Genomic DNA, 21,839 nt, shown 5'->3' with positions numbered 1-21,839 from the left:
TCAGTCCAGGTGGCGGCCCAGGAAGTCCAGCACGTCCGGGAGGACCGACCGCCAGTACAGGCTGTCGTGGCCGCCGGGCTGAAAGCCTCCCTCCACCCGGCCGGGAAGTCCTGAACGGTACTGGCGCACCGCCGACGCGAGTTCATCCTCAGTGCCGCAGTCGATCCGCTTGGAAATCGCTGCAAGCCGGGGACGGAGCGCGAAAACGTTGTTCGCCGCGAAATCAGCCGGGCCGTCGAAGGCGCCCTGCATCCCCGCGTCGTAACTGGACCAGACGGCCGGGCTCATGGCCGCAACGGCGCGGAGCCCGGACACCCTGCCCCGGGACGCCAGGAGGAGGGCGCCGAACCCTCCCATCGACGTGCCGAGGAGGCCGACCCTTCCGAGGTCGAACCCCTGCTCGGCCAGGAACGGCAGGAACTCCAGCACCAGCATCGACTGCGTATCGCTGCCGTCAGCGCGGGCATGCCACCAGGAGTCGCCGCCGTCCACGGCAGCAATCCCAAAGGGCTGGCCGCCGTCGTCCAGATGGCGCTGCAGGGCCTGGTCAGCAACGAGGTCACGCAGTAGCACCTCGCTGCTGCCGCCCAGGCCATGCAGGAAGACCGCCACCGGCAGCACCTGGTTGGCCTGCTCCGGAAGCGGCACCGCCAGGGACCAGTGGGTGGTGGCCGCCGGGCGGAAGCGGGAGCTAAAAGAGCCTGTCCGGGTCAACACGCTGGACAGGGGCAATCTGGAAGGGGACGAGCTGGGCGGGGGCACTGCGGATGCCGAAAGTGCCGACGGGGGACCCGGCGGGATGGCCGCCGTCGTTGTGGGGCCGGGAACCGGCGGTGCCGGGGCCGTGCAGGCCGACGAGCCGGCTGCAGTCAGGCCGGCAGCCATACCTGCCAGCTGCAGCATGCGTCGCCGTGGGAAGGACGGCTGGTCCATTTCCCGATCTTAGACCCCCGAACCGGCGCGTGTCCGGCACCTCAAGAAAGCCCGTAAACTGGACTCCGGATGGGTTGACCAGGCGGCCGCGCGTCACGCAAGTGGCTCGAGGAACGTCCGGGCTCCACAGGGCAGGGTGGTGGGTAACGCCCACTCGGGGTAACCCGCAGGCCAGTGCCACAGAAAACAGACCGCCTGCGTCGCGCCGATTTGAAAGCGGCACGAAGCAGGTAAGGGTGAAACGGTGGTGTAAGAGACCACCAGCTTCCCGGGTGACCGGGAAGGCTAGGTAAACCCCACCCGGAGCAAGGCCAGACAGGACACGTTTGAGGGCTGCCCGCCCGAGTGTCCGGGTAGGCCGCTGGAGGGCGCCGGCAACGGCGTTCGTAGATGGATGGCCGCTACTCCCGTGCTGGCAACGGCACAGGAGCACAGAACCCGGCGTATCGGTCAACCCATCCACTTAACCCGCGTCTGGAAGGTAGATGCCCGTGCAGTCCTCCTATGACATCGACCCAAGACTGAACGCCGTGCTGGTGCCGATCGTGGGCCCCGGCCGTCACGATCCGGATGGAACTATCGAGCTCACAGTCATTGTCGACGGAATCATCATGTCCGGTTCGGTGGTGAGTGAGGAAGCGTGGTCCAGGCGCCAGGAATCGCAGATCAGCGCATCAGGCGGGTACAAGGCTGAGGTTCCCGGAGACGCGCAGGAAACCGGCAACAACCCGATCCTGGAGGACCAGGTCCGGTTCATCCATTTCCTTGAACCCGTCGTGATCTCCGGCGGCAACCCCATCCGGCTGAACGCGACGAGGGTGGACCTCCGCAAGGTATCGGCCTGGAGCATTGGCCGCCTCCAGTACGGAGAGGCGTAAATGCTGCCCGTCCGGTGGTGTGAGTGATTTCACGGGCTCCAAGGCAAAAGAAGTCCTCTGCCCGACCTAGAATGGATGGTGAACGTAGAAGTTCTTCCGCCGGATCTGCGTTCGCAGCCGGCGGTATTTCTTTGCACGTCCAACGGCATCCGGGGTGGACCGAAACCCTGCCGGTGCCAGCATGCCCTGGATAACTTCCAGTGGCCGCCATCCGGTTTACGAGGACGTAGCCGGTTGAACCAAGGAAGGTAGTTCTGTGAGCCAGACGTCAGATTCTTGTCTTGATACGTGGATGAGCCGAGAGGCGCTCGCCGAGGCCATGATCCCGGTTATCGGCCGGCTGTACCGTGAAAACAACGTGGTTACCTCCATCCACGGCCGCAGCCTGATCAACAAGTCCACCATGAACATCCTGAAGGCGCACCGTTTTGCGCGCCGGATGAGCAAGGACGAGCTGCTCCTCGAGGAGACGGCACCGCTGCTGGACACGCTGGCACAGCTGGACCTGGGTGCCGCTGCCATCGACATTGCCCGCCTGAACCAGAAGTTCAAGTCCGACGGCGGGGACCTGACGTTGGAGGAATTCCTCCGCGCCGAGCTGGCTGAGATTGTGGGTAAGCGGGGCGCGGACGACCGCACCAGCACCGACGTCGTGCTCTACGGCTTCGGCCGCATCGGCCGCCTGCTGGCGCGCCTCCTGATCGAAAAGGCGGGTGGCGGCCACGGCCTGCGCCTGCGCGCCATCGTGGTCCGCCGCGGCTCCGACAACGACCTGACCAAGCGGGCCAGCCTGCTGCGCCGCGACTCCGTCCATGGTTCCTTCGAAGGAACCATCCGGGTGGACACCGATGCCAACACCATCACGGCCAACGGCGTCCAGATCCAGGTCATCTACTCGGACAACCCGGCCACCATCGACTACACGGCCTACGGCATCAACAACGCCCTGGTGGTAGACAACACCGGCCGCTGGCGCGACGCCGAGGGCCTCGGCCAGCACCTGCTGAGCAAGGGCGTTGCCAAGGTTCTGCTGACCGCACCGGGCAAGGGCGAGCTGAAGAACATCGTGCACGGCATCAACCACCGTGACATCGCCGATTCCGACAAGATCGTAACGGCAGCCTCCTGCACCACCAACGCCATTACCCCGGTCCTGAAGGCGCTCAACGACAAGTACGGTGTGATCCACGGCCACGTGGAGACCGTCCACTCGTTCACGAACGACCAGAACCTGATCGACAACTTCCACAAGGGCGACCGCCGCGGCCGCTCCGCCGCGCTGAACATGGTGATCACCGAGACCGGCGCGGCCAAGGCCGTGGCCAAGGCGCTGCCGGAGCTGCAGGGCAAGCTCAGCGGCAGCTCCATCCGGGTCCCCACCCCGGACGTATCCCTGGCCGTCCTGAACCTCAACCTGGAACGCGGCACCACCAAGGACGAGGTCAACGACTACCTGCGCGAGATGTCGCTGCACTCGGACCTGCGCAAGCAGATCGATTACATCGACTCGCCTGAGGTCGTCTCCACAGACTTCGTCGGCTCCCGCCGGGCAGGCATCGTCGATGGCCTCGCCACCATCGCCAACGACAAGAACCTCGTTGTCTACGTCTGGTACGACAACGAGTTCGGCTACAGCTGCCAGGTGGTCCGCGTCATGGAAGAAATGGCCGGGGTCAACCCGCCGACCTTCCCGGCCAAGGACTCCGAAAAGGACGCCGCCCCGGTCCTGGCCGTGGCAGCCTCGGCCTAACCGGAACGTTTCGTCAGCCCCGCCGGCACAGTTGTGCCGGCGGGGCTGACCTGTTCCCGGGAAGTTCCCGGCCAATTCTCTGGAATCAGGCGGTAATCGGGCACAAACTTGTGTCATGGAACAGAACCCGACACTCCAGCATGAGACAACCCTGGAACACGCCCTCGATGTTGCCAAGGCCAACCAGAAAGAAGCCCAACGGCTTCTGGACGAGGCACGCGCGTCACATACGGCCGGGGAAATAGGCGAGGACAGGGTGGCCCAGCTTGAGCGGCTCCTGGATCTGGCCAACACCGATCTCCATCGGGTCATGCGCGAGCAGTAACCGGCCCGCCCTCCACAGGGCACCTGTCCTCCACACTGTGGATACCCGCACACCGACGGGTGGTTTCGCTTAGGCTCCTGGATGTGTATCCACAACCTGCCCGCCACGCCCGGCGCCCCCGGACGCCCCTGTGAGCGTCAGTTGGGCCGGTTACCGGCGTGCGCGCCGCCGCTCCCGGCAGGCCTGGGCGGTGCTCGGTGCCGCAGCGGCATCGGTGGTCGCCGCCGCCGTGTGGTTTTTCACGGCAGGCCAGTTCATCGCCGCCGAGCCGGCCATGTCCGGACCCAGCGAGGCGCCGGTGTTCGATGCGGCCTGGATGAAGCCCGTGACGCCCCCGCACGCGGTGCCGCCAGGCGGCGCGGCCGCCGCACTTGAAACCTTGGCAGTGAAGGGCCGGGCATCGGGAAGCGACTATGACCGGTCCGCCTTCGGCCAGGCCTGGCAGGACGCAGACCACAACGGCTGCGACACGCGCAACGACATCCTGCGCCGGGACCTTCACGACGTTGAGTTTACGGAGGGGTCAAAGTGCAAGGTTTCCGCTGGAACCATGCATGAGCCGTACGTGGGGCTGGTGGTCAGGTTCGTCCGCGGCGCAGAGTCCAGCAAGGCCGTGCAGATCGACCACGTCGTCGCGCTCGGCGACGCCTGGCAGAAGGGGGCCCAGCAGTTGACGCTGCAGCAGCGGCAGAACCTTGCCAACGATCCGGTCAACCTCATTGCCGCGGACGGTGACGCCAACCAGGAGAAAAGCGCGTCGGACGCCGCCACGTGGCTGCCGAAGAACAAGGCCCTCCGGTGCCACTACGTGGCGCGGCAGATCTCGGTGAAGGCAGCGTACGGACTCTGGGTCACCCAGCCGGAGAGGGACGCCATGGCCCGCGTGCTGGATTCATGCCCGCAGCAGCAGACGGTGGTGCCGCAGTAGGGCCGCAAAGGCAGCAAGCAGGCGCGGTGTCAGTGGCCGAACGGGTCGGGGTCAACCCCCGGCATCCAGGTCAGGCCCGGTACGCCCCAGCCGCTCTTCTTGGCCTGCTTCATCGCCTTGCGGGCATACCTGTCGATGAGTCGGTTGACGTACAGCTTGCCGTCAAGGTGGTCGTATTCGTGCTGGATGATGCGTGCGAACCAGCCGGTGGCTTCGAAATCCACCGGATTGCCGAGCCCGTCAAAGCCCTGGACTCGCACCCACTCGGCGCGCTTGAGCGGATACTGCTCGCCGGGGAAGGAAAGGCAGCCCTCCACTTCCTCATCGGGATCCGGCAGCGCCCCGGACACCTTGGAAAGCGTCAGCACAGGATTGACCACCACGCCGGCCGGGGGAGCGCCGTCCTCGTTTTCGTACTTGTACACGAAGATGCGCTTGCCCACGCCGATCTGCGGCGCGGCCAGGCCGACGCCGTTCGCCAAGTCGTTCGTTTCGAACATGTCGGCAATCAACTGGCGAAGCCCGTCGTCGAACTCTTCCACTTCAGCAGCCCGGCGGTGCAGCACCGGCTCGCCCCAGATCGTGATGGGCAGAACGGTCATGTGAGGATCCTTCGACGCTTTGCCGGGGTGGAACCGGCAGTGGTGAAAACAAGCAGCAATGGTGAAAACAAGCAAAGGCCGCACCGGAAAACCGGTACGGCCTTTGTTGCTGGCCGGCAAGAAACTGCCGTCCTCGGTGAGGGTGAGCGACGGGGGTTGAACCCGCGACCTCCTGGACCACAACCAGGCGCTCTGCCAACTGAGCTACGCCCACCATGTGCCCCGCAGACTGTCCGGTTTCCCGGCCGTCCGAATTGGCAACGACAAATAGCTTACCTGCTGTTTGGGGATGCTTTTGCCACTTTTGGCTGTTTCGGCAAAATTTTCCCCAAACGTGGCGCAGATTACTTTCCGGACTGCTGCGCTGCGGGCGGCAGGACGCCTTCCGGGGCCTGCTGGTCCACTGCGGACGGCGACGCCGAGATGCGCTTGGAGATCTTCTGGGCCGTGGCACTGTCCGGTCCCGGGGCAGGCACGAAGACTGCTTCCCGGTAGTACCGGAGTTCATCAATGGAATCCTTGATGTCCCCGAGGGCGCGGTGGCCGCCGAGCTTCGCCGGCGCCTGGAAGTAGGCCCGCGCGTACCAGCGCCGCGCCAGTTCCTTGATGGTGCTGACGTCGATGATCCGGTAGTGCAGGTGCTCCACCACCAAGGGCATGTCCCTGGCGAGGAAGACCCGGTCCGTTCCCACCGAGTTGCCGGCAAGGGGCGCCTTGCGGGGGTCCGGCACCCACTTGCGGATGTAGTCCAGCACCAGGGCCTCCGCCTCGGCCATGGTTTTGCCGGCCGGAAGCTCGTTGAGCAGGCCTGACCGGGTGTGCATGTCCCGGACGAAGTCGTTCATCTGGGCGAGGGCGGCGTCGTCCGGTTTGATCACCACGTCCACCCCGTCTCCGAGGATGTTGAGCTCGGAGTCGGTCACCAGGGCCGCGACCTCGATCAAGGCGTCGTTGACGCTGTCGAGGCCGGTCATTTCGCAGTCGATCCAGACGATGCGTTCGTTAGTAATAGGCACCCGTTCAGCCTACCGTTTAGCCGCGTGCAAGCCTTGGAGAGGCGCTCCGATGCTAATATTTCGGGTACGTGGCAACGCCTCATTGCGGCAGCCGCGCCCCCGGCGTCGCCCGTTTTGGCTCGCCGCCCGATTTGGCTGGCCGCGCAGTTAGGCTGCCGACGGGGCAGCACGCCCAACGAGATATGCCCAAGAGAGATACGCGCAAGAGAGTTAGGCGCAGAAGAGATTGGACGATCCTGAGATGACGGCGCCTGTGCCTGCGATAGGGGAAACGGCTACCGGCACTTCCACGGACCCGGGCCGGCCGGAAGTGGACAACCCACGCTCCCCGATCCTCTCCGGTTTCATCGGTTCCATGTTCCTGTTCGTCGGCTCGCTCGGCGTCGGCTGGCTGGCGCCGGTCTCGGAGCTGCGGCGGATGCCCCTGTTCATCTGGATGCGCACGGAGGCGTTCGGCGTCGGACTGTCCATCGTGCTGCTTGCGGTGGGCGGCATGCTGCTGGTCCGGGCGTGGCTCAGGCTTGGCCAGCACGTTCACGTGTGGGGCCGGGAGGCCCGGAAGGCCACCCTCCAGGCCGTCGTCGCGTGGGGCCTTCCCATGATGTTCACGGTCCCGCTGTTCAGCCGGGACGTTTACGCCTACATCGGCCAGGGCCGGCTGATGGTCGAGGGCTTCAACCCGTACGAGAACGGAATCTCGGCGCTGTCCAACTACTTCCAGCTGGGCGCGGACAAGATGTGGACCGAGGCCCCGGTTCCCTACGGCCAGGTTTTTTTGTGGATCGAGCAGTTCGTGGTCTGGTCCACCAACGTGCACCCGGAAGCCAGCATCATGCTGTTCCGCCTCGCCGCTCTGGCGGGTGTGGTGCTGTGCATCATCTACGTGCCCAAGCTTGCAGAGCTGCACGGCGTCAATCCGCACCGTGCCCTCTGGCTGACGGCGGCGAACCCGCTCTTCCTGACCAACTTCATCGCCAGCGTCCACAACGATGCGCTGATGATCGGCCTGGCCCTCGCGGGCCTCTACTACTGCGCCACCCGGCGCGTCATCCTTGGCCTCGTTCTTGTCACGGCTTCCATCGCCGTGAAGCCGATCACCGTGGTGTTCCTTCCGTTTATCGGGTTGCTCTGGGCGGGCAAAGCGGCCAGCTGGCCCAGGAAGTTCGTGTTCTGGGGCCTGACCGCCGGAATCAGCTTCGCCCTGCTCTACGCCATGAGCCTGGTCAACGGCTTCGGGTTCGGCTGGATCAACGGACTCTCGGCGCCCGGCAGTGTCTGGATCTGGTACGCCCCGGTGGGACTGCTTGGCCTGGTGGTCGCCTCCATTTTCAACGCGTTCAGCCTTGACGGCTGGGGGCTGGCCAAATGGGTTTACGACGCCGGCAAGCTCCTTGCCGTGGGCATCGTCGCCTGGCAGATTTTCCGGGGCGAACACGACCGCCTCATGCGCCGCCTGACCCTGGCCTTCGCGGCCGTCGTGGTGCTCGCGCCAATGATCCAGTCCTGGTACGTGGTGTGGCTGATCCCGCTGTTCGCCGTCACGGGCATCCGCGACGACTGGCAGGTCAAGGCCCTGTACTTCATCGTTTCCTTTTTCATGGTCTACGCCATCTCCGACCAGCTGGAAGTCTTCCCCTACCTGCAGACCGGCGACCTGGGCCTTGCCCTGGCGCTGGCCCGCAACGCAGCCGCCATCATTGCCCTGCTGTTTGCCCTCTACCTGATCTTCCTGGACCGCAGCACCAAGCTGCTTTTCAGCAAGGCTGACCAGCCCGTCACGACGCGCCCCGTAATCTGACCTAAAGGTTTTTCAGGGCTTCCCTGCGCGAGAGCGGACTGAGTGACGTGCCGTTCCGCGTCAGGAAATCCAGGACCCATTCCGGATCAGTTTTGGCGTACTCACGCAACGCCCACCCGATGGCCTTGCGGATGAAGAACTCCCTGTCGGCCATGTTCGCCTCGATGACGGCGGAGAGCAGCGCGGTGTCCGTCTGGAACTTGGCCCCCAGCTGGGCAGTGATGGACGCCCGCCGAATCCAGAAGTCGCGGTCGGCGCTCCACTGGAGCAGCACCCGGGTGAGTTCGTCCCGGTGGGCCCGGAGCAGCGCGCCGATCCGGTGGGCCACGCCGTCTGCATAGTCCCAGGACGAGCCGGTCCGGATGATCTCCTCGTACACCGCAAGCATCCACGGGTCTCGGGCTACGCTCCGCAGCCCGGTCAGGTCAATCGCCGCATAGCGTTCCTCGCGGTAACGGGCTTCACGCCACAGGACCAGGACCGTTGACCGCAGGTCCTCAGCGGATTCAAACGGATGGGCAGCGGCCGCGGCCTTAGTTGCCTTGCGCACCTCCGGCACACGGACGCCGAGGGACGGCGTTGAGGACTTCATGTAGGCCTGCGCTGCGGCGCCGCGGATGGGGTCTGCCGCTGCCCGTAGTTCGGCGCGAATCAGCGCCAGCACCGCTTCATTTGCCATGCTGCCAAGATAGCCGGTCCAAGGAGCCTGCGGCAGCGGTTGCCATTGCCGCCGTGGTCCGCGTGGTCCTGTCATCCGACCTGTAGCCGTACCACCCTGCGGCCGGGAACTGCGTCACTGACCACCTCAAACCCGGCGGCCAGGAACAGCCCCAGCGTGCCCTGGTAGAGATCGGACGGCCCGGCCTTTGGCCGTTCCCGTGGATCCACCGGATACCCTTCGACGACGGCTGCCCCGGTGGCGCGTGCATGGCCGACGGCGGCAGACAGCAGGGCCGCCGCCACGCCGCTGCGCCGGTGGCCGGGTGCGACGACGAAGCAGCTCACCGACCACACGCTCCCGCCGCCGTCGTCGTTGGCCGCAGCTCCGGCGGCCTTGAACACCTGGGAACGGAGAATCCGCGGGTAGCATCCCCGCGGCTCCACGGCGCACCAGCCGACTGCGGAGCCGCCGCGGTAGGCCAGGACCCCCGGCGCCGGCCCGCCGCCGTCGAACCTGTCTTTCAGCTGTGCCTTGCGGCCGGCAGGGGGCGTGGCAGCAAAGCTGCCTCCCGGCAGGGCAAAGAACCGACACCAGCAGCGTGACGGTTCGCCGCGGACGCCGAAAAGTTCCTCGACGGCGGCCCACTCGGCGGCCGCGGTGGTGATGCCGCCTGCTGTCTCCTGTGGATGGTCTGTCATGGCCGCCTGCCTTGCTGCCGGCTAGGAAGCGGGTTCGCCGCCCGGCTCCGTACTCCGGCGCAGGGTCACCTCGCCTGTGACCCCCACGGCGCCGGCCGCCACGTGGCCGGAACCGGCGGGTACTGCCAGCCTCCCGATCTCCTCCAGTGGCAGACGGACGGTGGAGAGGGCGGGCCGGAAGTCCCGCAGTGTTTCGATGTCGTCAAAGCCGGCGATGGCGGCGTCTCGGGGGACGCGCAGCCCCTCGGAGCGCAGCGCGGCGGTGGCCCCGATCGCCATGACGTCGTTGACGGCGAAGATACAGAGCCGTGGCGGTGCGGCGGCGTCATCGCCGGCCTCGCCCTTGCCCCGGTGCGGCCCGATGCGTGCGGCGAGCTCCATGCCCGCCTCGTAACCGCCCGCACGGTCGAATCCGGTGTGCAGGACGCGTGCCGGCGAAAGCCCGGCGTCTGCCAGGCCGCGCTGGAAGCCCCGCACCCGGTCGTCGGAGGTCAGGAGGCCCTCCGGACCGGCGATGACCACGAACTCCCCGGCATGCGAAGCGGCCAGTTCCCGGGCGAGTTCGGCAGCGAGCTCCTCGTTGGGAACCTCAACCACGTGATAGCCCTCGTTGTATTCCGCGCCCACTACGGCGTGTCCCACCACGCCCACTTGGCCGCCGTTGCGGCAATAGCGGTCAAGCTCGGCGGCCAGTTCTGCGTTGGCCTCATCGTCCGCGGTCCGTGCAGATCGCGATCCCGCAATCACTATCGAGTCCGCCCGGCGCGCCGCAAAGGCCGCCACGGCCGCGCGCTCGTCGGCGGGGCTGCCCGCGGTGGTGGCCAGCAGCACCATCTTGTTCTGGTGCCGGGCCGCGGTCTGGACGCCGCGGGCTATGGCTGAGAAGTAGGGGTCCGCGATGTCGTGAACGATGAGTCCGATGAGGCCCGAGCTCGACTTGGCGAGGCCCTGGGCCTGGGCGTTGGGGATGTAGCCGAGGGAGTCGGCAGCTTTCCGGACGCGCTCAGCGATGTCAGGTCCGGGGGTTCTGGCGGAACCGTTCAGGACACGGCTCGCGGTGGCGGGGGAGACTCCGGCCAGGCGGGCTACTTCGGTCAGCGTGCTTGCTGCCACAGGCGAAACTCCTCTTCAACGGGCCCCAGCCTCGGGAAACTCGGCTGATGCCCACATTATCGCAGTTACAAGTAAGTTCGGAAAGCGCTTGCCAGATCCGCGCGAGTTCTGCACTATGGAAGCAGCGGGAATGCGCTTTCCGATCCATCCACCACGAATGAATGAGGACTAATGGGCTTCGAAACAAAGACGATCCGTATCGCCATGAACGGGATTACCGGCCGGATGGGCTACCGCCAGCACCTGCTGCGCTCCATCCTCCCCATCCGGGACGCAGGGGGCTTCACCCTGGAGGACGGCACCAAGGTCCAGATCGAGCCAATCCTCGTCGGCCGCAACGAAGCCAAAATCCGTGAACTGGCCGAGCTCCACAAAATCTCGGAATGGACCACCGACCTTGACGGCGTGATCAACGACCCCACTGTGGACGTCGTCTTCGACGCCTCGATGACCAGCCTGCGGGCCGCAACCCTGAAGAAGGCCATGCTGGCCGGCAAGCACATCTTCACTGAGAAGCCGACGGCGGAAACCCTCGAGGAGGCCATCGAGCTGGCCCGCATCGGCAAGGAAGCCGGGGTCACCGCCGGCGTCGTGCATGACAAGCTCTACCTGCCCGGACTGGTCAAGCTCCGCCGCCTCGTGGACGAAGGGTTCTTCGGCCGGATCCTGTCCATCCGCGGAGAATTCGGCTACTGGGTCTTCGAAGGCGACGTGCAGGCGGCCCAGCGCCCGTCCTGGAACTACCGCAAGGAGGACGGCGGCGGCATGACCACGGACATGTTCTGCCACTGGAACTACGTCCTGGAAGGCATCATCGGCAAGGTCCAGAGCGTCAACGCCAAGACGGCCACCCACATCCCCGCGCGGTGGGACGAGGCCGGCAAGGAGTACAAGGCAACGGCAGACGACGCCTCCTACGGCATCTTCGAGCTGCAAACCCCGGGCGGGGACGACGTTATCGGCCAGATCAACTCCTCGTGGGCCGTCCGGGTCTACCGTGACGAGCTGGTCGAATTCCAGGTGGACGGCACGCACGGATCTGCCGTCGCCGGCCTGAACAAGTGTGTGGCGCAGCAGCGGGCCCACACACCCAAGCCGGTCTGGAACCCGGACCTTCCAGTCACAGAATCCTTCCGCAGCCAGTGGCAGGAAGTCCCCGCCAACGCCGAGTTGGACAACGGCTTCAAGCTGCAGTGGGAAGAGTTCCTGCGCGACGCCGTCGCCGGCCGCGAGCACCGCTTCGGGCTGCTCTCCGCCGCCCGCGGCGTGCAGCTCGCCGAACTCGGCCTGCAGTCCAGCGACGAACGCCGCACCATCGACATCCCGGAGATCACGCTCTGATGACTTCACTGATCCTTCCCACCTCCGACGGCGGAACCCGGCAGTACCGGCTCCGCGCTGCCACCACCTGGGCCAAACCGACGGCACGCCTGACATCGCGCCGGGCCTACGCTGCCGCCCACGTCATCCCCGAGGTGACCGCAGACAACACTCCCGGTGCCCCGGCCCGTCTCGACTGGGACGCCACCCTGGCCTACCGGCACGAGCTCTGGTCCTACGGGCTCGGGGTTGCCGACGCGATGGACACCGCCCAGCGCGGCATGGGCCTGGACTGGCCCGCCACGCAGCAGCTGATCAAGCGCACCGGCGCGGAGGCGGCGTCCGTGGTCTCCACCGGGGGCATGGCCACGGCAGGCATGACCGTCCGCGACCTCGTGTCCTGCGGCGCCGGCACCGACCAGCTGGACCTTGCCACACTGCCTTCCGGCGCGGCCGGGCTGCAGGCGGTCCTGACCGCCTACCGTGAGCAGGTCGCCGCCGTCAGCGAGGCCGGACCCAAGGTGATCCTCATGGCCTCAAGGGCGCTGGCCCAGGTGGCGTCCGGTCCCGAGGACTACCTGAAGGTGTACTCCACACTGCTCCAGGAGGCCGACCAGCCCGTCATCCTGCACTGGCTCGGCACCATGTTCGATCCCGCGCTGGCCGGCTACTGGGGCTCAGACAGCGTTGACCAGGCCACCGGGACGTTCCTCTCCCTCATCCGCGAGAACGCGGACAGGGTGGACGGCGTCAAGGTCTCCCTCCTGGATGCCTCGCACGAAATCGCGTTGCGGGCGGCGCTCCCCGAGGGCGTCCGCCTCTACACCGGCGATGATTTCAACTACCCGGAACTGATCGACGGCGACGGCACCCTCCACTCGGATGCTCTGCTGGGAATCTTTGCGGCAATCTATCCCGCCGCGTCCGCGGCGCTGCAAAGCTACGACGCCGGAGACGCCGCCAAAGCCCGTGCCATCCTGGACTCCACCCGCGAACTGGGCAAGCACATCTTCAGTGCCCCCACGTTCTACTACAAAACCGGAATCGCCTTCCTCTCCTGGCTCAACGGCAAGCAGCCCGGATTCCAGATGGTGGGCGGGCTGCACTCGGGCCGTTCCGTGGTGCACCTCGCGAAGACCTTCGAACTGGCCGACGAAGCCGGGCTGCTGAAGGACCCCGCCCTCGCAGCGTTCCGGATGTCCGAATACCTTCGCATTAACGGAGTGGGAGTATGACCTTCTATTCAGAACCGTCCCCCTTTTCACGGCTTTCCCTCAATAGCGCCACCACCAAGAAGTGGACGCTCGCCGAGGCTGTTGACGGCTGCGCCCGTGCAGGAATCCCCGCCATCGGGCCCTGGCGGGACATCGTCGCCGAGGCCGGGCTGGACAAGGCGGCGAAGCTGATCAAGGACGCCGGGCTCCGGGTCTCCTCGCTGTGCCGCGGCGGGTTCCTCACCGCTCCGGACGCCGACGGGCAGGCGGCAGCGCTCGCCGACAACAGGGCCGCGATCCTGGAGGCCGTTGCTCTCGATACGCAAGAACTGTTCCTCGTGGTCGGGGGCCTGGCGCCGGGGGAGAAGGACGTCGTGGCTGCCCGCCAGCGCGTGGCCGACCGGCTCGAGGATCTCGTCCCATTCGCCGTCGAACACGGCGTCCGGCTGGTGCTGGAACCCCTGCACCCGATGTACGCCGCCGACCGTGCGCTCATCTCCACGCTGGGGCAGGCGCTGGACCTGGCGGCGCCGTACGATGCGCGGGCGGTGGGGGTCGCCGTCGACACCTTCCACGTCTGGTGGGATCCGGAACTGAAAGCGCAGATCGACCGCGCCGGACGGGAGAACCGGATCGCCTCCTACCAGGTGTGTGACTTCAACCTTCCGATCGCCGCGGACGCGCTGCTTTCCCGCGGCATGATGGGCGACGGCGTGATTGACTTCGCGACGATCGGTACCTGGGTCCGGGACGCCGGATACACCGGCGACATCGAGGTGGAGATATTCAACCAGGAGATCTGGGACGCCGACGGCGCCGACGTCCTGGCGAGGATGAAGGACCGCTACGCGGAACTGGTGCAACCCTTCGCCTGAACCTGCCCTTACTTCGGTGGCCGTCCGCGGGTAGGGTGGCGCCAGGAGGGGTAGCCATGGACAAGCGCATCAGGGATGCCGAGGCGAGCGTTGTTGTCGCTGCGCAGCCGGAGCGGGTGTGGAAGGCGCTAACGGATCCGGCGGACGTCAGGGAATACTTTCTCGGCACGAACGTCACATCCACCTGGCGGGAAGGTGAGCCGGTGACGTTCGAGGGGGAGTGGCAGGGCAAGTCCTACCAGGACAAGGGGACCGTGCTGGAAGTCCGCCCCAACGAACTCCTGCGGATCACCCACTACAGCCCCTTGTCGGGCCGGCCCGACGAGCCGGACAGCTACCACACGGTGGAGTACGGCCTGGAGCCCGTGGCGGAGGGCACCCGGGTCAGCATCACCCAGGGCAACAACAAGAGTGATGACGAAGCCGCAGAGTCCGAGCAACTTTGGGGCATGGTGCTCGGCAACCTCAAGGACTACCTCGAGGACTGACCGTCGGTGGCGGCTTACCGATTCCGGCCAGTCTGTACCCTGCGACGGTGGGCAGCAGCGCGCAGCTGGATGATCCGGGCTGCGCCTGCCATGGCCACGAGGACTCCTCCGCCTACTGCCGCGATAAAGAGGGACATCCCGAGCGACACCGCGCCTTCAAGGCCGAAGAACTTCACCTGGACGAGTTCCTGGTTCTGCAGGATGAAGATGATCAGCAGCACCAGTACCACCAGGGCCGAGGCCACCGCCGCCCAGATCATACCTGCGCGCGTCACCTGCCGTTCCGGCTCCGCCCGGCCGGGCCGCGGTGACGCGGCCCCGTCGTAACCCGGGATCGCGGCCGTGCCGGGATGGCGGGCCGCCGCGCCGGTACTCGCCGCCGCTGCGGCCGGTGCAGGGTCAAGCGGCTCAGCGGCGCCTGGCTGGCCTGCTGCCGCGCTCGCTGGCCGGGGCGTTTCCGGATCGACGGGGTTTCCGCCCGACTGGCTTTGCTGCATGCGGATGTTCCTTCCCTGACGGTTGGTCCAAGCTGACCGGCGCGTGCACATCGCCGGCGCCCAATCCGATCATAGGCACAGTCGGGCCTTATTAGTAAGCATGCTTGGCACTTGCTGTCGGGAGGTCACCCGGGGGCCCTATCCATCCGGAGGCAGAGGCAGAACTGGCCCTGTCATGGAACTATAGTCGTGGAAACCGGGGGCGCTGAGGATCCTGGCGAGAGCGAAAGGCAACAGGGCAGATGGCAGACGTCACCGTAGTGTTCGACGGTCAAAGGACGCTCTTTTCAGACTCGGGAAAGTCCTATTCCTACCGAGTCGGTCCGGCTGGAACTCTTCATGTTCTGGCCCAGGCCTCGGGTCAGGCCGAGTGGACGTTTGAGCGGGAATATTCGCCGGCAGGCTGGCACACGGTCGAGGGCAAGCGGTTCATGGCCGATCCGACTATGTTGTCGCTGGCGGGCAAGGGTGGCCGTGCATTCCACGCGGTCACAGACGAATGAAGGGCTGCCGGAAAGAAGCGGTCCTGACTTTCGGTGTCGAATGCCAGGACCGCTCGTGGCCGTGCCCCAGGAGGGAATCGAACCCCCGACCGGCGGATTAGAAGGCCGCTGCTCTATCCCCTGAGCTACTGGGGCAACTGGTTTCCCGGCTTCCCGGGTGCCTGAAAAAGTCTACATTGCCTGCGGGCCTGTCGGCGGCACCGAGGACGAACGTTTCGGTTATCCACATACAGCATTGCGTACCTCCCCGCGGTCGCGTCGGCGGTTGATGCTGGAAGTGCCTGCTAGGGCAAGACACTTCGAGACAGGACACCAAGATGAGTGACAACATTACGGTCCGGGGCTTCGTGGCCACGGAGATCCGCAGTTCCACTACTCCCGGGGGCGTTCCCACCGCCTCATTCCGCCTCGGTTCCGCTGAACGGCGGTACGACCGCACGGCCAACGCCTGGGTGGACGGCAACATCAACTGGTTCACGGTCCAGGGATACCGGCAGCTGGCCGGGAACATGGGCTGCAGCATCAAGAAGGGCCAGCGCGTCGTCGTCGTGGGCAAGCTCAAGATGCGCAGCTGGGAGAAAGACGGCCGCATGTACCACGACGCCGAGATCGACGCGGACGCGGTGGGCCACGATCTCAAGTGGGGCACTGCCAACTTCATCCGCAATTCCGGAAACCCGCAGGCCGCTGACGGATTCGGCCCCGGGAACGGCGACCGCAGCGTTTCCGGATCCCCAGGCGAGGCCGGGGACGGCCCCGACGAGGACCGGGAGGAAGGCGACGAAACCGACGAAGGCCCGGCTGCGGCGGGCATCTTCCTCGACGACGCCGGCGACGAGTTGCAGCTCGACCCCGAAACGGGCGAGCTGACGGGAGCCGCTGCCTGAACGCCGGTGCCGTGCGGCACGGCACCCCCTGGCGGTGCCGCATGGCAGAATGGCAGCGTGATGCGAGCGACTACACTTCAGCGGAACAAAGCACTCCGCGGCAATGCCACTGGTGCCCTGGGAAACGCCAAGAAGGTTAGCGGCCGGCTCGCATTGGCGGTTGTTGTCGTGTCCCTGGCCGCCTGCACGGCACCGGGAGATCAGGCCACCGTGCACCAGACGGCGGAAGCACCAGCCGCCGGAGAACAGGCGGCCACCCAGGCGACAGCATCAGCCTCGGCAAAACCTTCGGCAAAACCCTCGGCGCCTGCGGCAGCCACCAAGGACGCTTCCGCAGCCACGGCCGCGCTGCAGCGGACCATGGCTGACGTCCTTGGAAGTGTAGTAGCGGCCAACCCGAAGCCCGCTACGGCCGACATCACCTCAGCCCTCACGGCGGCAGGAGTTCCGGCGCGGAGCCTGGAGGTCTCGGCGGGGCGTACACCCACCGGACTCGAGGTGGATTCCATGGAAGCGGCGGCTGTCCAGGCCAAGGAATGCGTGATCGGCCAGATCCGCGATGGGAAGGTGACGGTGACCGTGCTGCCGGCCCTGTCGAACGGCAAGTGTTTCGTAGGAGCCGCCGGCTGAGCCCGGAATGTGAGATATCACCGCCAACCCACTAGATTTGGAACCATGGCGGAATTTATCTACACAATGACCAAGGCCCGAAAGGCTGTTGGCGAAAAACTTATTCTCGACGACGTCAGCATGTCGTTCTTCCCGGGCGCCAAGATCGGCGTCGTTGGCCCCAACGGTGCCGGTAAGTCCACCATCCTGAAAATCATGGCCGGCCTGGATACCCCCTCCAACGGCGAGGCACGGCTGAGCCCCGGCTACACGGTCGGCATCCTGCTGCAGGAGCCGCCGCTGAACGAGGAAAAGACCGTCCTGGGCAACGTCCAGGAGGGCGTGGGCGAGATCTACGGCAAGATCCAGCGTTTCAACGCAATCTCCGAGGAGATGGCCAGCCCGGACGCGGACTACGACTCGCTCCTCGAGGAGATGGGCCACCTGCAGGAGGCCATCGACTCCGCCGATGCCTGGGACCTGGACTCCCAGCTCGAGCAGGCCATGGACGCCCTCCGCTGCCCGCCGGCCGACGCGGATGTCACCCTGCTCTCCGGTGGTGAGCGCCGCCGCGTAGCCCTCTGCAAGCTGCTGCTGCAGAAGCCGGACCTCCTGCTGCTCGACGAGCCCACCAACCACCTCGACGCCGAGAGCGTGCTGTGGCTGGAACAGCACCTCTCCTCCTACGAGGGCGCAGTGCTCGCCGTCACCCACGACCGGTACTTCCTGGACCACGTCGCGGAATGGATCGCGGAGGTGGACCGCGGCCACCTGTACCCCTATGAGGGCAACTACTCCACCTACCTGGAGAAGAAGCGCGCCCGCCTGGAAATCCAAGGCAAGAAGGACGCCAAGCAGGCCAAGCGCCTCGCCGAGGAACTCGACTGGGTCCGCTCCAATGCCAAGGGCCGGCAGACCAAGTCCAAGGCGCGTCTTGCCCGCTACGAGGAAATGGCGGCCGAGGCCGACCGCACCCGGAAGCTGGACTTCGAAGAGATCCAGATCCCGCCGGGACCGCGCCTTGGCGGCGTTGTGCTCGAAGCCAAGAACCTGCAGAAGGGCTTCGACGACCGCACCCTGATCGACGGCCTGTCCTTCTCCCTGCCCCGCAACGGCATCGTCGGCGTCATCGGCCCGAACGGTGTGGGCAAGTCCACGCTGTTCAAGACCATCGTGGGCCTTGAGCCCCTCGACGGCGGCGAGCTGAAGATCGGCGACTCGGTCAAGATTTCCTACGCCGACCAGAGCCGCGGGGGCATCGACCCCAACAAGACCCTCTGGGAGGTTGTTTCCGACGGCCTGGACTTCATCCAGGTGGGCAACGTTGAAATGCCCTCCCGCGCCTATGTCGCGGCGTTCGGGTTCAAGGGCCCGGACCAGCAGAAGAAGGCAGGCGTGCTTTCCGGTGGTGAGCGCAACCGCCTGAACCTGGCGCTGACCCTCAAGCAGGGCGGAAACCTGCTCCTGCTGGACGAACCGACCAACGACCTCGACGTCGAAACCCTCAGTAGCCTGGAGAACGCGTTGCTGGAGTTCCCTGGCTGCGCCGTCGTGGTCTCCCACGACCGCTGGTTCCTGGACCGGGTGGCCACTCACATCCTCGCGTACGAAGGTGACGAGGAGAACCCGTCGAAGTGGTACTGGTTTGAAGGCAACTTCGAATCCTACGAGGAGAACAAGGTGCAGCGCCTCGGCCCCGACGCGGCCAAGCCGCACCGCGTCACGCACCGCCGCCTGACCCGCGACTAAATCAGGCGCTGAGCACGAAAAGGCCGGCCCCGGGTTGACAAGATCAACCCGGGGCCGGCCTTTTCGTGTGCTGGAAGTCCGTCAGGCCTTGCGCATCTGGTGCTGCAGGATCTTGGTTTGCACGGCACCGGCAACCTTGCTCTTGATGTCCGTCGGCACCCGGACCATGCCCTCCTGCGCCACGGATGCCACGTGCAGGCCCTCCCGGTTGAAGATCTTGCCGGTCGCCAGGCCCCGCGCCCCCTGGGCGCTGGGCGATTCCTGCACGTACAGGAGCCATTCGTCAACGCGGACGGGACGGTGCCACCACATGGCGTGGTCGAGGCTGGCCACGCTCATGCCCGGCGTGATCCAGCTCAGCCCGTGCCTGCGAAGAATCGACTCGAGCAGCGTGTAGTCGCTGGCGTAGGCCAGCGCGGCACGGTGCGTGTTGGCGTTGTCCGGCATGGGGCTGAAGGTCTTCATCCACACGGCGTTGCGCGCTTCCTTCTTCCCCGTGGCCGCCACATACAGTGCGGGATCCACATGGCGGATGTCGAAGGGCCGTTCGTATGACCAGTGGCGGGCGACGGGGTGGTCGAACTTGCCCAGCAGGTCGGCCGTGCTGGGCAGCGACTCCGGATCCGGAATGCCGGCAGGCATCTCGGACTGGTGCTCAATGCCGTCATCGCCGGCCTGGAACGAGGCGATCATGGACAGAATCGGGGTGCCGTCCTGGTAGGCATGCACGCGCCGGGCGGAGAACGAGCGGCCGTCCCGCAGGCGCTGGACGCCGAAGGTGATGGGCTTGTTCGCGTCACCGGGCCGGAGGAAGTAGCCGTGCATGGAATGGACGGTGCGGTCCTCGTCCACGGTGCGCATCCCGGCGATCAGGGACTGGGCCAGGACCTGGCCGCCAAAGACGCGCTGGTGCGGCTGGCGCTGCGACGGACCCATGAAAATATCCTCGTCGGTGCGGGCGCCTTCCAGCTCGCCGAGGTCAAGCAGTTCGAGGAGGGAGTTCGTGGGGTCATTCGTGGGCAAGGCCTGCAATCCGGCGTCCGCTTCAGTCATGGTTTGACTCTAGACGGCGCCCCGGCACCGCTCAACCGCGCCCCAGCCGGTAGTGTTCTTAACGTGTCTGATCTCCTTACCCAGTCTTTCCGCTTCGCCGACCCGCGCGATCTCGCCGATCTGAAGACCTTCGTCACCCGCGCCAAGGCCATTGACGACGGCGCCATCCGCCTCCAGGCGGCCGGCACGGTCCTGGCCGCCTACGTGTGCGTGCTCCGGCCCCGGATCCTGGGGGAGTCCACCCCCACGATTCTGGGCCTGCGCACGATGGGACTGGCAGAGCCCTCCGCTGTTGATGTCACGGTTCCGCTCGCTGCCGTCCTGGACCGGCTGGCCCGGGCGGGGGAGAACGACGCCGATCTTCCGGTCCCGCCGTCGACCGTCACCGAGTCATGGGCCGGCGTGGGGGCGCCGCGCAGCGGCTGGGAACTCGTGGACTCCGTGCCCGATGCCGAACTGCGGCAGGCCGCCGAAACCGGCATCGCCGAGGTGGCCGGCATCGTTCCGGACAAACCCGGAGCCCTGATCGTGAACAACGCCCGGGCCGCCGTCTGGGGACGCGGGCTTGAGGGACGGCACGGGCTGCCGGCCGGAGCGGCGTTCGCCGCCCTCGCCCTGGGTTTCCTGGGCGGGGACGAACTGGCCGGCGACGAACAGAAGCTCTACCGTTCCGGGCGCTGGTTCCGGCTCAGCAGCAACCGCGGGCACGTGCTGGCACGTACCGGCGCCGGCCTGCTTTAGGCCGCCGACACCCGGCGGCTCGAAGCAGCAGCCGGTATCAGCCCTGCGCCTCGGACGGGCTGTTCACCATCGAGAGCGCGGCGCGCTCCATGTAATCCCACAGGGTTCCCTCATGCAGGGGCGGCAGGTCCAGGGAATCGACGGCTGTCCGCATGTGATGCAGCCAGCGGTCCTTCGCCTCGGGCGTCACCCGGAACGGCATATGGCGCATCCGCAGCCGGGGATGGCCGCGCTCCTCGCCGTAGGTGGTGGGGCCGCCCCAGTACTGCTCCAGGAACATCAGGAACCGCCGCTTGGCCGGACCCAGATCCTCTTCCGGATACATGGGGCGCAGCAGCGGATCGGTGGCCACGCCGTCGTAAAAGACGTCGATGAGCTTCACGAAGGTTTCATGGCCGCCGACGGCGTCGTAAAAGTTGTCCGTGTAGCCCGGCTGGCTGAAGGGGTCGTTGCGCATCAGCGGCTTCCGGACGCCGGGCTCGGGCGGGGTGGGAAGGGATGGGATGGTCATGGCTATTCTCCAGACTTCTGCTGGGGTGCGTGCTCGGCTTCCGCAGCCGTCTCTTCAGGCTCCGCAGGCGGGACGTAGTTTCCCTGCGAGCGGTTGCCCACACGGAGGATCTCACCGTTGCGGAGGTACCAGATGGCGCCGTTCTCGTCGCGGACGCGCGTGATCCGCAGCCCGATCGACTCCACGACGCCCACGACTTCGCTGGTTTCAATGATGTCGCCGATGCCGTACTGGTCCTCGATGGTGATGAAGATGCCGGCGAGGAAGTCCCTGATCAGCTGCTGGGCGCCAAAGCCGATGGCGATACCGAGGATTCCCACGCTGGTCAGCAGCGGTGCCACGTCGACGTCGAGGTTCTTCAGCATGTAGATGGTGGTGATGACAGCGATCATCACGCCGATGCCGCTCTTCAGCAGCGAGCCGATCGTGTTGGCCCGCTGGACGCGCCGCTCATGGTCCAGGGCACGGAGCGCCGGCGCCACCCAGCGGAAGTGCGGCTTCTTGAACAGCGACGTGCCGCTGGCCACACGCTTGGTGATCCTGGCGATCAGGAAACTGGCGATCAGCCACAGGATTATGCCCGCGCCAAGGCTGATGGCCACGCCGGCCAGGTCGAGTCCGGTGGGCTCCAGTGAGGCGGAGGGTGCGGTGAACATGCTGTGCATCTGCTGGAAGGCTCCTTGCTGCTGT

General features: G+C 66.3%; 24 protein-coding genes, 2 tRNA genes and 1 other RNA gene. 15 read left to right on the top strand and 12 right to left on the bottom strand.

Features of this window, described 5'->3' with window-relative positions:
* On the bottom strand, nucleotides 1-933 hold the full coding sequence (locus LFT45_RS13250; protein WP_236803715.1) for an alpha/beta hydrolase: 933 nt from the start codon (nucleotides 931-933) through the stop codon (nucleotides 1-3).
* 70 nt (nucleotides 934-1,003) lie between these two features.
* Between LFT45_RS13250 and rnpB the strand changes: the two genes are divergently transcribed.
* The 5 genes from rnpB to LFT45_RS13225 all read left to right on the top strand — a co-directional run bounded on the left by rnpB (nucleotide 1,004) and on the right by LFT45_RS13225 (nucleotide 4,814).
* Nucleotides 1,004-1,395, top strand: an RNA gene (gene rnpB / locus LFT45_RS13245) — RNase P RNA component class A.
* Nucleotides 1,396-1,424: 29 nt separating this feature from the next.
* Entirely contained in the window at nucleotides 1,425-1,811 is a 387-nt protein-coding gene (locus tag LFT45_RS13240) for a hypothetical protein (protein WP_236803713.1), read from the top strand.
* Between the two features lie 292 nt (nucleotides 1,812-2,103).
* Complete coding sequence (locus LFT45_RS13235) at nucleotides 2,104-3,561, top strand: glyceraldehyde-3-phosphate dehydrogenase (protein ID WP_236803711.1); 1,458 nt, start codon at nucleotides 2,104-2,106, stop codon at nucleotides 3,559-3,561.
* A 115-nt stretch (nucleotides 3,562-3,676) separates the two neighbouring features.
* The gene (locus LFT45_RS13230) at nucleotides 3,677-3,886 is read left to right on the top strand and encodes a TolC family protein (protein ID WP_236803709.1); all 210 of its coding nucleotides are present in this window, start codon (nucleotides 3,677-3,679) and stop codon (nucleotides 3,884-3,886) included.
* Between the two features lie 130 nt (nucleotides 3,887-4,016).
* On the top strand, nucleotides 4,017-4,814 hold the full coding sequence (locus tag LFT45_RS13225; RefSeq protein ID WP_236803707.1) for an HNH endonuclease family protein: 798 nt from the start codon (nucleotides 4,017-4,019) through the stop codon (nucleotides 4,812-4,814).
* A gap of 29 nt (nucleotides 4,815-4,843) precedes the next feature.
* Here the strand turns inward: LFT45_RS13225 and def are convergent, their stop codons facing one another.
* The 3 genes from def to orn all read right to left on the bottom strand — a co-directional run bounded on the left by def (nucleotide 4,844) and on the right by orn (nucleotide 6,390).
* The gene (gene def / locus LFT45_RS13220; protein ID WP_236803705.1) at nucleotides 4,844-5,416 is read right to left on the bottom strand and encodes a peptide deformylase; all 573 of its coding nucleotides are present in this window, start codon (nucleotides 5,414-5,416) and stop codon (nucleotides 4,844-4,846) included.
* Between the two features lie 141 nt (nucleotides 5,417-5,557).
* Nucleotides 5,558-5,630, bottom strand: a tRNA-His gene (locus tag LFT45_RS13215).
* 130 nt (nucleotides 5,631-5,760) lie between these two features.
* Nucleotides 5,761-6,390: an oligoribonuclease gene (gene orn, locus LFT45_RS13210; protein ID WP_236809340.1), complete on the bottom strand. Its 630-nt coding sequence runs from the start codon at nucleotides 6,388-6,390 to the stop codon at nucleotides 5,761-5,763.
* A gap of 283 nt (nucleotides 6,391-6,673) precedes the next feature.
* Here orn and mptB point away from each other — a divergent pair, with 283 nt between their 5' ends.
* Entirely contained in the window at nucleotides 6,674-8,230 is a 1,557-nt protein-coding gene (gene mptB, locus LFT45_RS13205) for a polyprenol phosphomannose-dependent alpha 1,6 mannosyltransferase MptB (protein WP_236803703.1), read from the top strand.
* Nucleotide 8,231: 1 nt separating this feature from the next.
* Here the strand turns inward: mptB and LFT45_RS13200 are convergent, their stop codons facing one another.
* The 3 genes from LFT45_RS13200 to LFT45_RS13190 form a co-directional block, all read right to left on the bottom strand.
* Entirely contained in the window at nucleotides 8,232-8,909 is a 678-nt protein-coding gene (locus tag LFT45_RS13200; protein WP_236803701.1) for a DNA alkylation repair protein, read from the bottom strand.
* A 71-nt stretch (nucleotides 8,910-8,980) separates the two neighbouring features.
* Nucleotides 8,981-9,589: a GNAT family N-acetyltransferase gene (locus LFT45_RS13195; protein ID WP_236803699.1), complete on the bottom strand. Its 609-nt coding sequence runs from the start codon at nucleotides 9,587-9,589 to the stop codon at nucleotides 8,981-8,983.
* Between the two features lie 21 nt (nucleotides 9,590-9,610).
* A complete protein-coding gene (locus LFT45_RS13190) occupies nucleotides 9,611-10,702 on the bottom strand; it encodes a LacI family DNA-binding transcriptional regulator (RefSeq protein WP_236803698.1) in 1,092 nt (363 codons plus the stop codon).
* Between the two features lie 171 nt (nucleotides 10,703-10,873).
* Between LFT45_RS13190 and LFT45_RS13185 the strand changes: the two genes are divergently transcribed.
* The 4 genes from LFT45_RS13185 to LFT45_RS13170 are packed head-to-tail and all read left to right on the top strand — an operon-like array spanning nucleotide 10,874 to nucleotide 14,599.
* The gene (locus LFT45_RS13185) at nucleotides 10,874-12,043 is read left to right on the top strand and encodes a Gfo/Idh/MocA family protein (RefSeq protein WP_236803696.1); all 1,170 of its coding nucleotides are present in this window, start codon (nucleotides 10,874-10,876) and stop codon (nucleotides 12,041-12,043) included.
* Entirely contained in the window at nucleotides 12,043-13,257 is a 1,215-nt protein-coding gene (locus tag LFT45_RS13180) for a dihydrodipicolinate synthase family protein (protein WP_236803694.1), read from the top strand. The genes LFT45_RS13185 and LFT45_RS13180 overlap by 1 nt, the downstream gene beginning before the upstream one ends.
* A complete protein-coding gene (locus LFT45_RS13175; RefSeq protein WP_236803692.1) occupies nucleotides 13,254-14,111 on the top strand; it encodes a sugar phosphate isomerase/epimerase family protein in 858 nt (285 codons plus the stop codon). Before LFT45_RS13180 ends, LFT45_RS13175 begins: the two co-directional genes overlap by 4 nt.
* Before the next feature lie 56 nt (nucleotides 14,112-14,167).
* On the top strand, nucleotides 14,168-14,599 hold the full coding sequence (locus tag LFT45_RS13170; protein ID WP_236803690.1) for an SRPBCC family protein: 432 nt from the start codon (nucleotides 14,168-14,170) through the stop codon (nucleotides 14,597-14,599).
* A 14-nt stretch (nucleotides 14,600-14,613) separates the two neighbouring features.
* Here the strand turns inward: LFT45_RS13170 and LFT45_RS13165 are convergent, their stop codons facing one another.
* Nucleotides 14,614-15,096, bottom strand: coding sequence for a LapA family protein (locus LFT45_RS13165; protein ID WP_236803688.1), 483 nt, complete (start codon nucleotides 15,094-15,096; stop codon nucleotides 14,614-14,616).
* A 242-nt stretch (nucleotides 15,097-15,338) separates the two neighbouring features.
* On the opposite strand from LFT45_RS13165, the gene LFT45_RS13160 reads away from it, so the two are divergent.
* On the top strand, nucleotides 15,339-15,599 hold the full coding sequence (locus tag LFT45_RS13160; protein WP_236803686.1) for a hypothetical protein: 261 nt from the start codon (nucleotides 15,339-15,341) through the stop codon (nucleotides 15,597-15,599).
* A 62-nt stretch (nucleotides 15,600-15,661) separates the two neighbouring features.
* Here LFT45_RS13160 and LFT45_RS13155 read toward each other — a convergent pair.
* A tRNA-Arg gene (locus LFT45_RS13155) sits at nucleotides 15,662-15,734 on the bottom strand.
* Between the two features lie 182 nt (nucleotides 15,735-15,916).
* On the opposite strand from LFT45_RS13155, the gene LFT45_RS13150 reads away from it, so the two are divergent.
* From LFT45_RS13150 to ettA, 3 genes are read left to right on the top strand one after another with little or no spacing between them, the layout of a single operon-like run.
* Nucleotides 15,917-16,486 (top strand): single-stranded DNA-binding protein, encoded by a 570-nt coding sequence (locus tag LFT45_RS13150; RefSeq protein WP_236803684.1) that lies wholly within the window; start codon nucleotides 15,917-15,919, stop codon nucleotides 16,484-16,486.
* A gap of 60 nt (nucleotides 16,487-16,546) precedes the next feature.
* Nucleotides 16,547-17,116 (top strand): DUF6993 domain-containing protein, encoded by a 570-nt coding sequence (locus tag LFT45_RS13145; RefSeq protein WP_236809339.1) that lies wholly within the window; start codon nucleotides 16,547-16,549, stop codon nucleotides 17,114-17,116.
* Nucleotides 17,117-17,161: 45 nt separating this feature from the next.
* A complete protein-coding gene (ettA, locus tag LFT45_RS13140; protein WP_190602495.1) occupies nucleotides 17,162-18,844 on the top strand; it encodes an energy-dependent translational throttle protein EttA in 1,683 nt (560 codons plus the stop codon).
* Nucleotides 18,845-18,925: 81 nt separating this feature from the next.
* Here the strand turns inward: ettA and LFT45_RS13135 are convergent, their stop codons facing one another.
* Nucleotides 18,926-19,897 carry an acyl-CoA thioesterase gene (locus tag LFT45_RS13135; protein WP_236803682.1) on the bottom strand — a complete coding sequence of 324 codons (972 nt, stop codon included), beginning with the start codon at nucleotides 19,895-19,897 and terminating at the stop codon, nucleotides 18,926-18,928.
* Nucleotides 19,898-19,960: 63 nt separating this feature from the next.
* Here LFT45_RS13135 and LFT45_RS13130 point away from each other — a divergent pair, with 63 nt between their 5' ends.
* Nucleotides 19,961-20,638 carry a hypothetical protein gene (locus tag LFT45_RS13130; RefSeq protein WP_236803680.1) on the top strand — a complete coding sequence of 226 codons (678 nt, stop codon included), beginning with the start codon at nucleotides 19,961-19,963 and terminating at the stop codon, nucleotides 20,636-20,638.
* Nucleotides 20,639-20,675: 37 nt separating this feature from the next.
* Here LFT45_RS13130 and LFT45_RS13125 read toward each other — a convergent pair whose 3' ends face one another.
* Together LFT45_RS13125 and LFT45_RS13120 are read right to left on the bottom strand one after the other, a co-directional pair.
* Nucleotides 20,676-21,149: a globin gene (locus LFT45_RS13125; RefSeq protein ID WP_272912715.1), complete on the bottom strand. Its 474-nt coding sequence runs from the start codon at nucleotides 21,147-21,149 to the stop codon at nucleotides 20,676-20,678.
* Nucleotides 21,150-21,151: 2 nt separating this feature from the next.
* A complete protein-coding gene (locus LFT45_RS13120; RefSeq protein WP_236803679.1) occupies nucleotides 21,152-21,814 on the bottom strand; it encodes a mechanosensitive ion channel family protein in 663 nt (220 codons plus the stop codon).
* Nucleotides 21,815-21,839 lie beyond the last annotated feature (25 nt).

The sequence above is a fragment of the Arthrobacter sp. FW305-BF8 genome (assembly GCF_021789315.1).
In the GTDB taxonomy this organism is placed as follows: Bacteria; Actinomycetota; Actinomycetes; order Actinomycetales; family Micrococcaceae; genus Arthrobacter.
Note: the sequence above shows the minus strand (reverse complement) of the source record. Positions and strands in the feature narration are given on the sequence as shown.

What these genes read in the sequence shown, in the direction of transcription:
- LFT45_RS13175 (WP_236803692.1), top strand. Translation starts at nt 13,254, where the DNA reads ATGACCTTCTATTCAGAACCGTCCCCCTTTTCACGGCTTTCCCTCAAT.
- LFT45_RS13135 (WP_236803682.1), bottom strand. Translation starts at nt 19,897, where the DNA reads ATGACTGAAGCGGACGCCGGATTGCAGGCCTTGCCCACGAATGACCCC.
- LFT45_RS13165 (WP_236803688.1), bottom strand. Translation starts at nt 15,096, where the DNA reads ATGCAGCAAAGCCAGTCGGGCGGAAACCCCGTCGATCCGGAAACGCCC.
- LFT45_RS13180 (WP_236803694.1), top strand. Translation starts at nt 12,043, where the DNA reads ATGACTTCACTGATCCTTCCCACCTCCGACGGCGGAACCCGGCAGTAC.
- LFT45_RS13235 (WP_236803711.1), top strand. Translation starts at nt 2,104, where the DNA reads ATGAGCCGAGAGGCGCTCGCCGAGGCCATGATCCCGGTTATCGGCCGG.
- LFT45_RS13125 (WP_272912715.1), bottom strand. Translation starts at nt 21,149, where the DNA reads ATGACCATCCCATCCCTTCCCACCCCGCCCGAGCCCGGCGTCCGGAAG.
- orn (WP_236809340.1), bottom strand. Translation starts at nt 6,390, where the DNA reads ATGACCGGCCTCGACAGCGTCAACGACGCCTTGATCGAGGTCGCGGCC.
- LFT45_RS13145 (WP_236809339.1), top strand. Translation starts at nt 16,547, where the DNA reads ATGCGAGCGACTACACTTCAGCGGAACAAAGCACTCCGCGGCAATGCC.
- ettA (WP_190602495.1), top strand. Translation starts at nt 17,162, where the DNA reads ATGGCGGAATTTATCTACACAATGACCAAGGCCCGAAAGGCTGTTGGC.
- LFT45_RS13200 (WP_236803701.1), bottom strand. Translation starts at nt 8,909, where the DNA reads ATGGCAAATGAAGCGGTGCTGGCGCTGATTCGCGCCGAACTACGGGCA.
- LFT45_RS13185 (WP_236803696.1), top strand. Translation starts at nt 10,874, where the DNA reads ATGGGCTTCGAAACAAAGACGATCCGTATCGCCATGAACGGGATTACC.
- LFT45_RS13170 (WP_236803690.1), top strand. Translation starts at nt 14,168, where the DNA reads ATGGACAAGCGCATCAGGGATGCCGAGGCGAGCGTTGTTGTCGCTGCG.
- def (WP_236803705.1), bottom strand. Translation starts at nt 5,416, where the DNA reads ATGACCGTTCTGCCCATCACGATCTGGGGCGAGCCGGTGCTGCACCGC.
- LFT45_RS13150 (WP_236803684.1), top strand. Translation starts at nt 15,917, where the DNA reads ATGAGTGACAACATTACGGTCCGGGGCTTCGTGGCCACGGAGATCCGC.
- mptB (WP_236803703.1), top strand. Translation starts at nt 6,674, where the DNA reads ATGACGGCGCCTGTGCCTGCGATAGGGGAAACGGCTACCGGCACTTCC.
- LFT45_RS13160 (WP_236803686.1), top strand. Translation starts at nt 15,339, where the DNA reads ATGGCAGACGTCACCGTAGTGTTCGACGGTCAAAGGACGCTCTTTTCA.
- LFT45_RS13120 (WP_236803679.1), bottom strand. Translation starts at nt 21,814, where the DNA reads ATGCACAGCATGTTCACCGCACCCTCCGCCTCACTGGAGCCCACCGGA.
- LFT45_RS13230 (WP_236803709.1), top strand. Translation starts at nt 3,677, where the DNA reads ATGGAACAGAACCCGACACTCCAGCATGAGACAACCCTGGAACACGCC.
- LFT45_RS13250 (WP_236803715.1), bottom strand. Translation starts at nt 933, where the DNA reads ATGGACCAGCCGTCCTTCCCACGGCGACGCATGCTGCAGCTGGCAGGT.
- LFT45_RS13195 (WP_236803699.1), bottom strand. Translation starts at nt 9,589, where the DNA reads ATGACAGACCATCCACAGGAGACAGCAGGCGGCATCACCACCGCGGCC.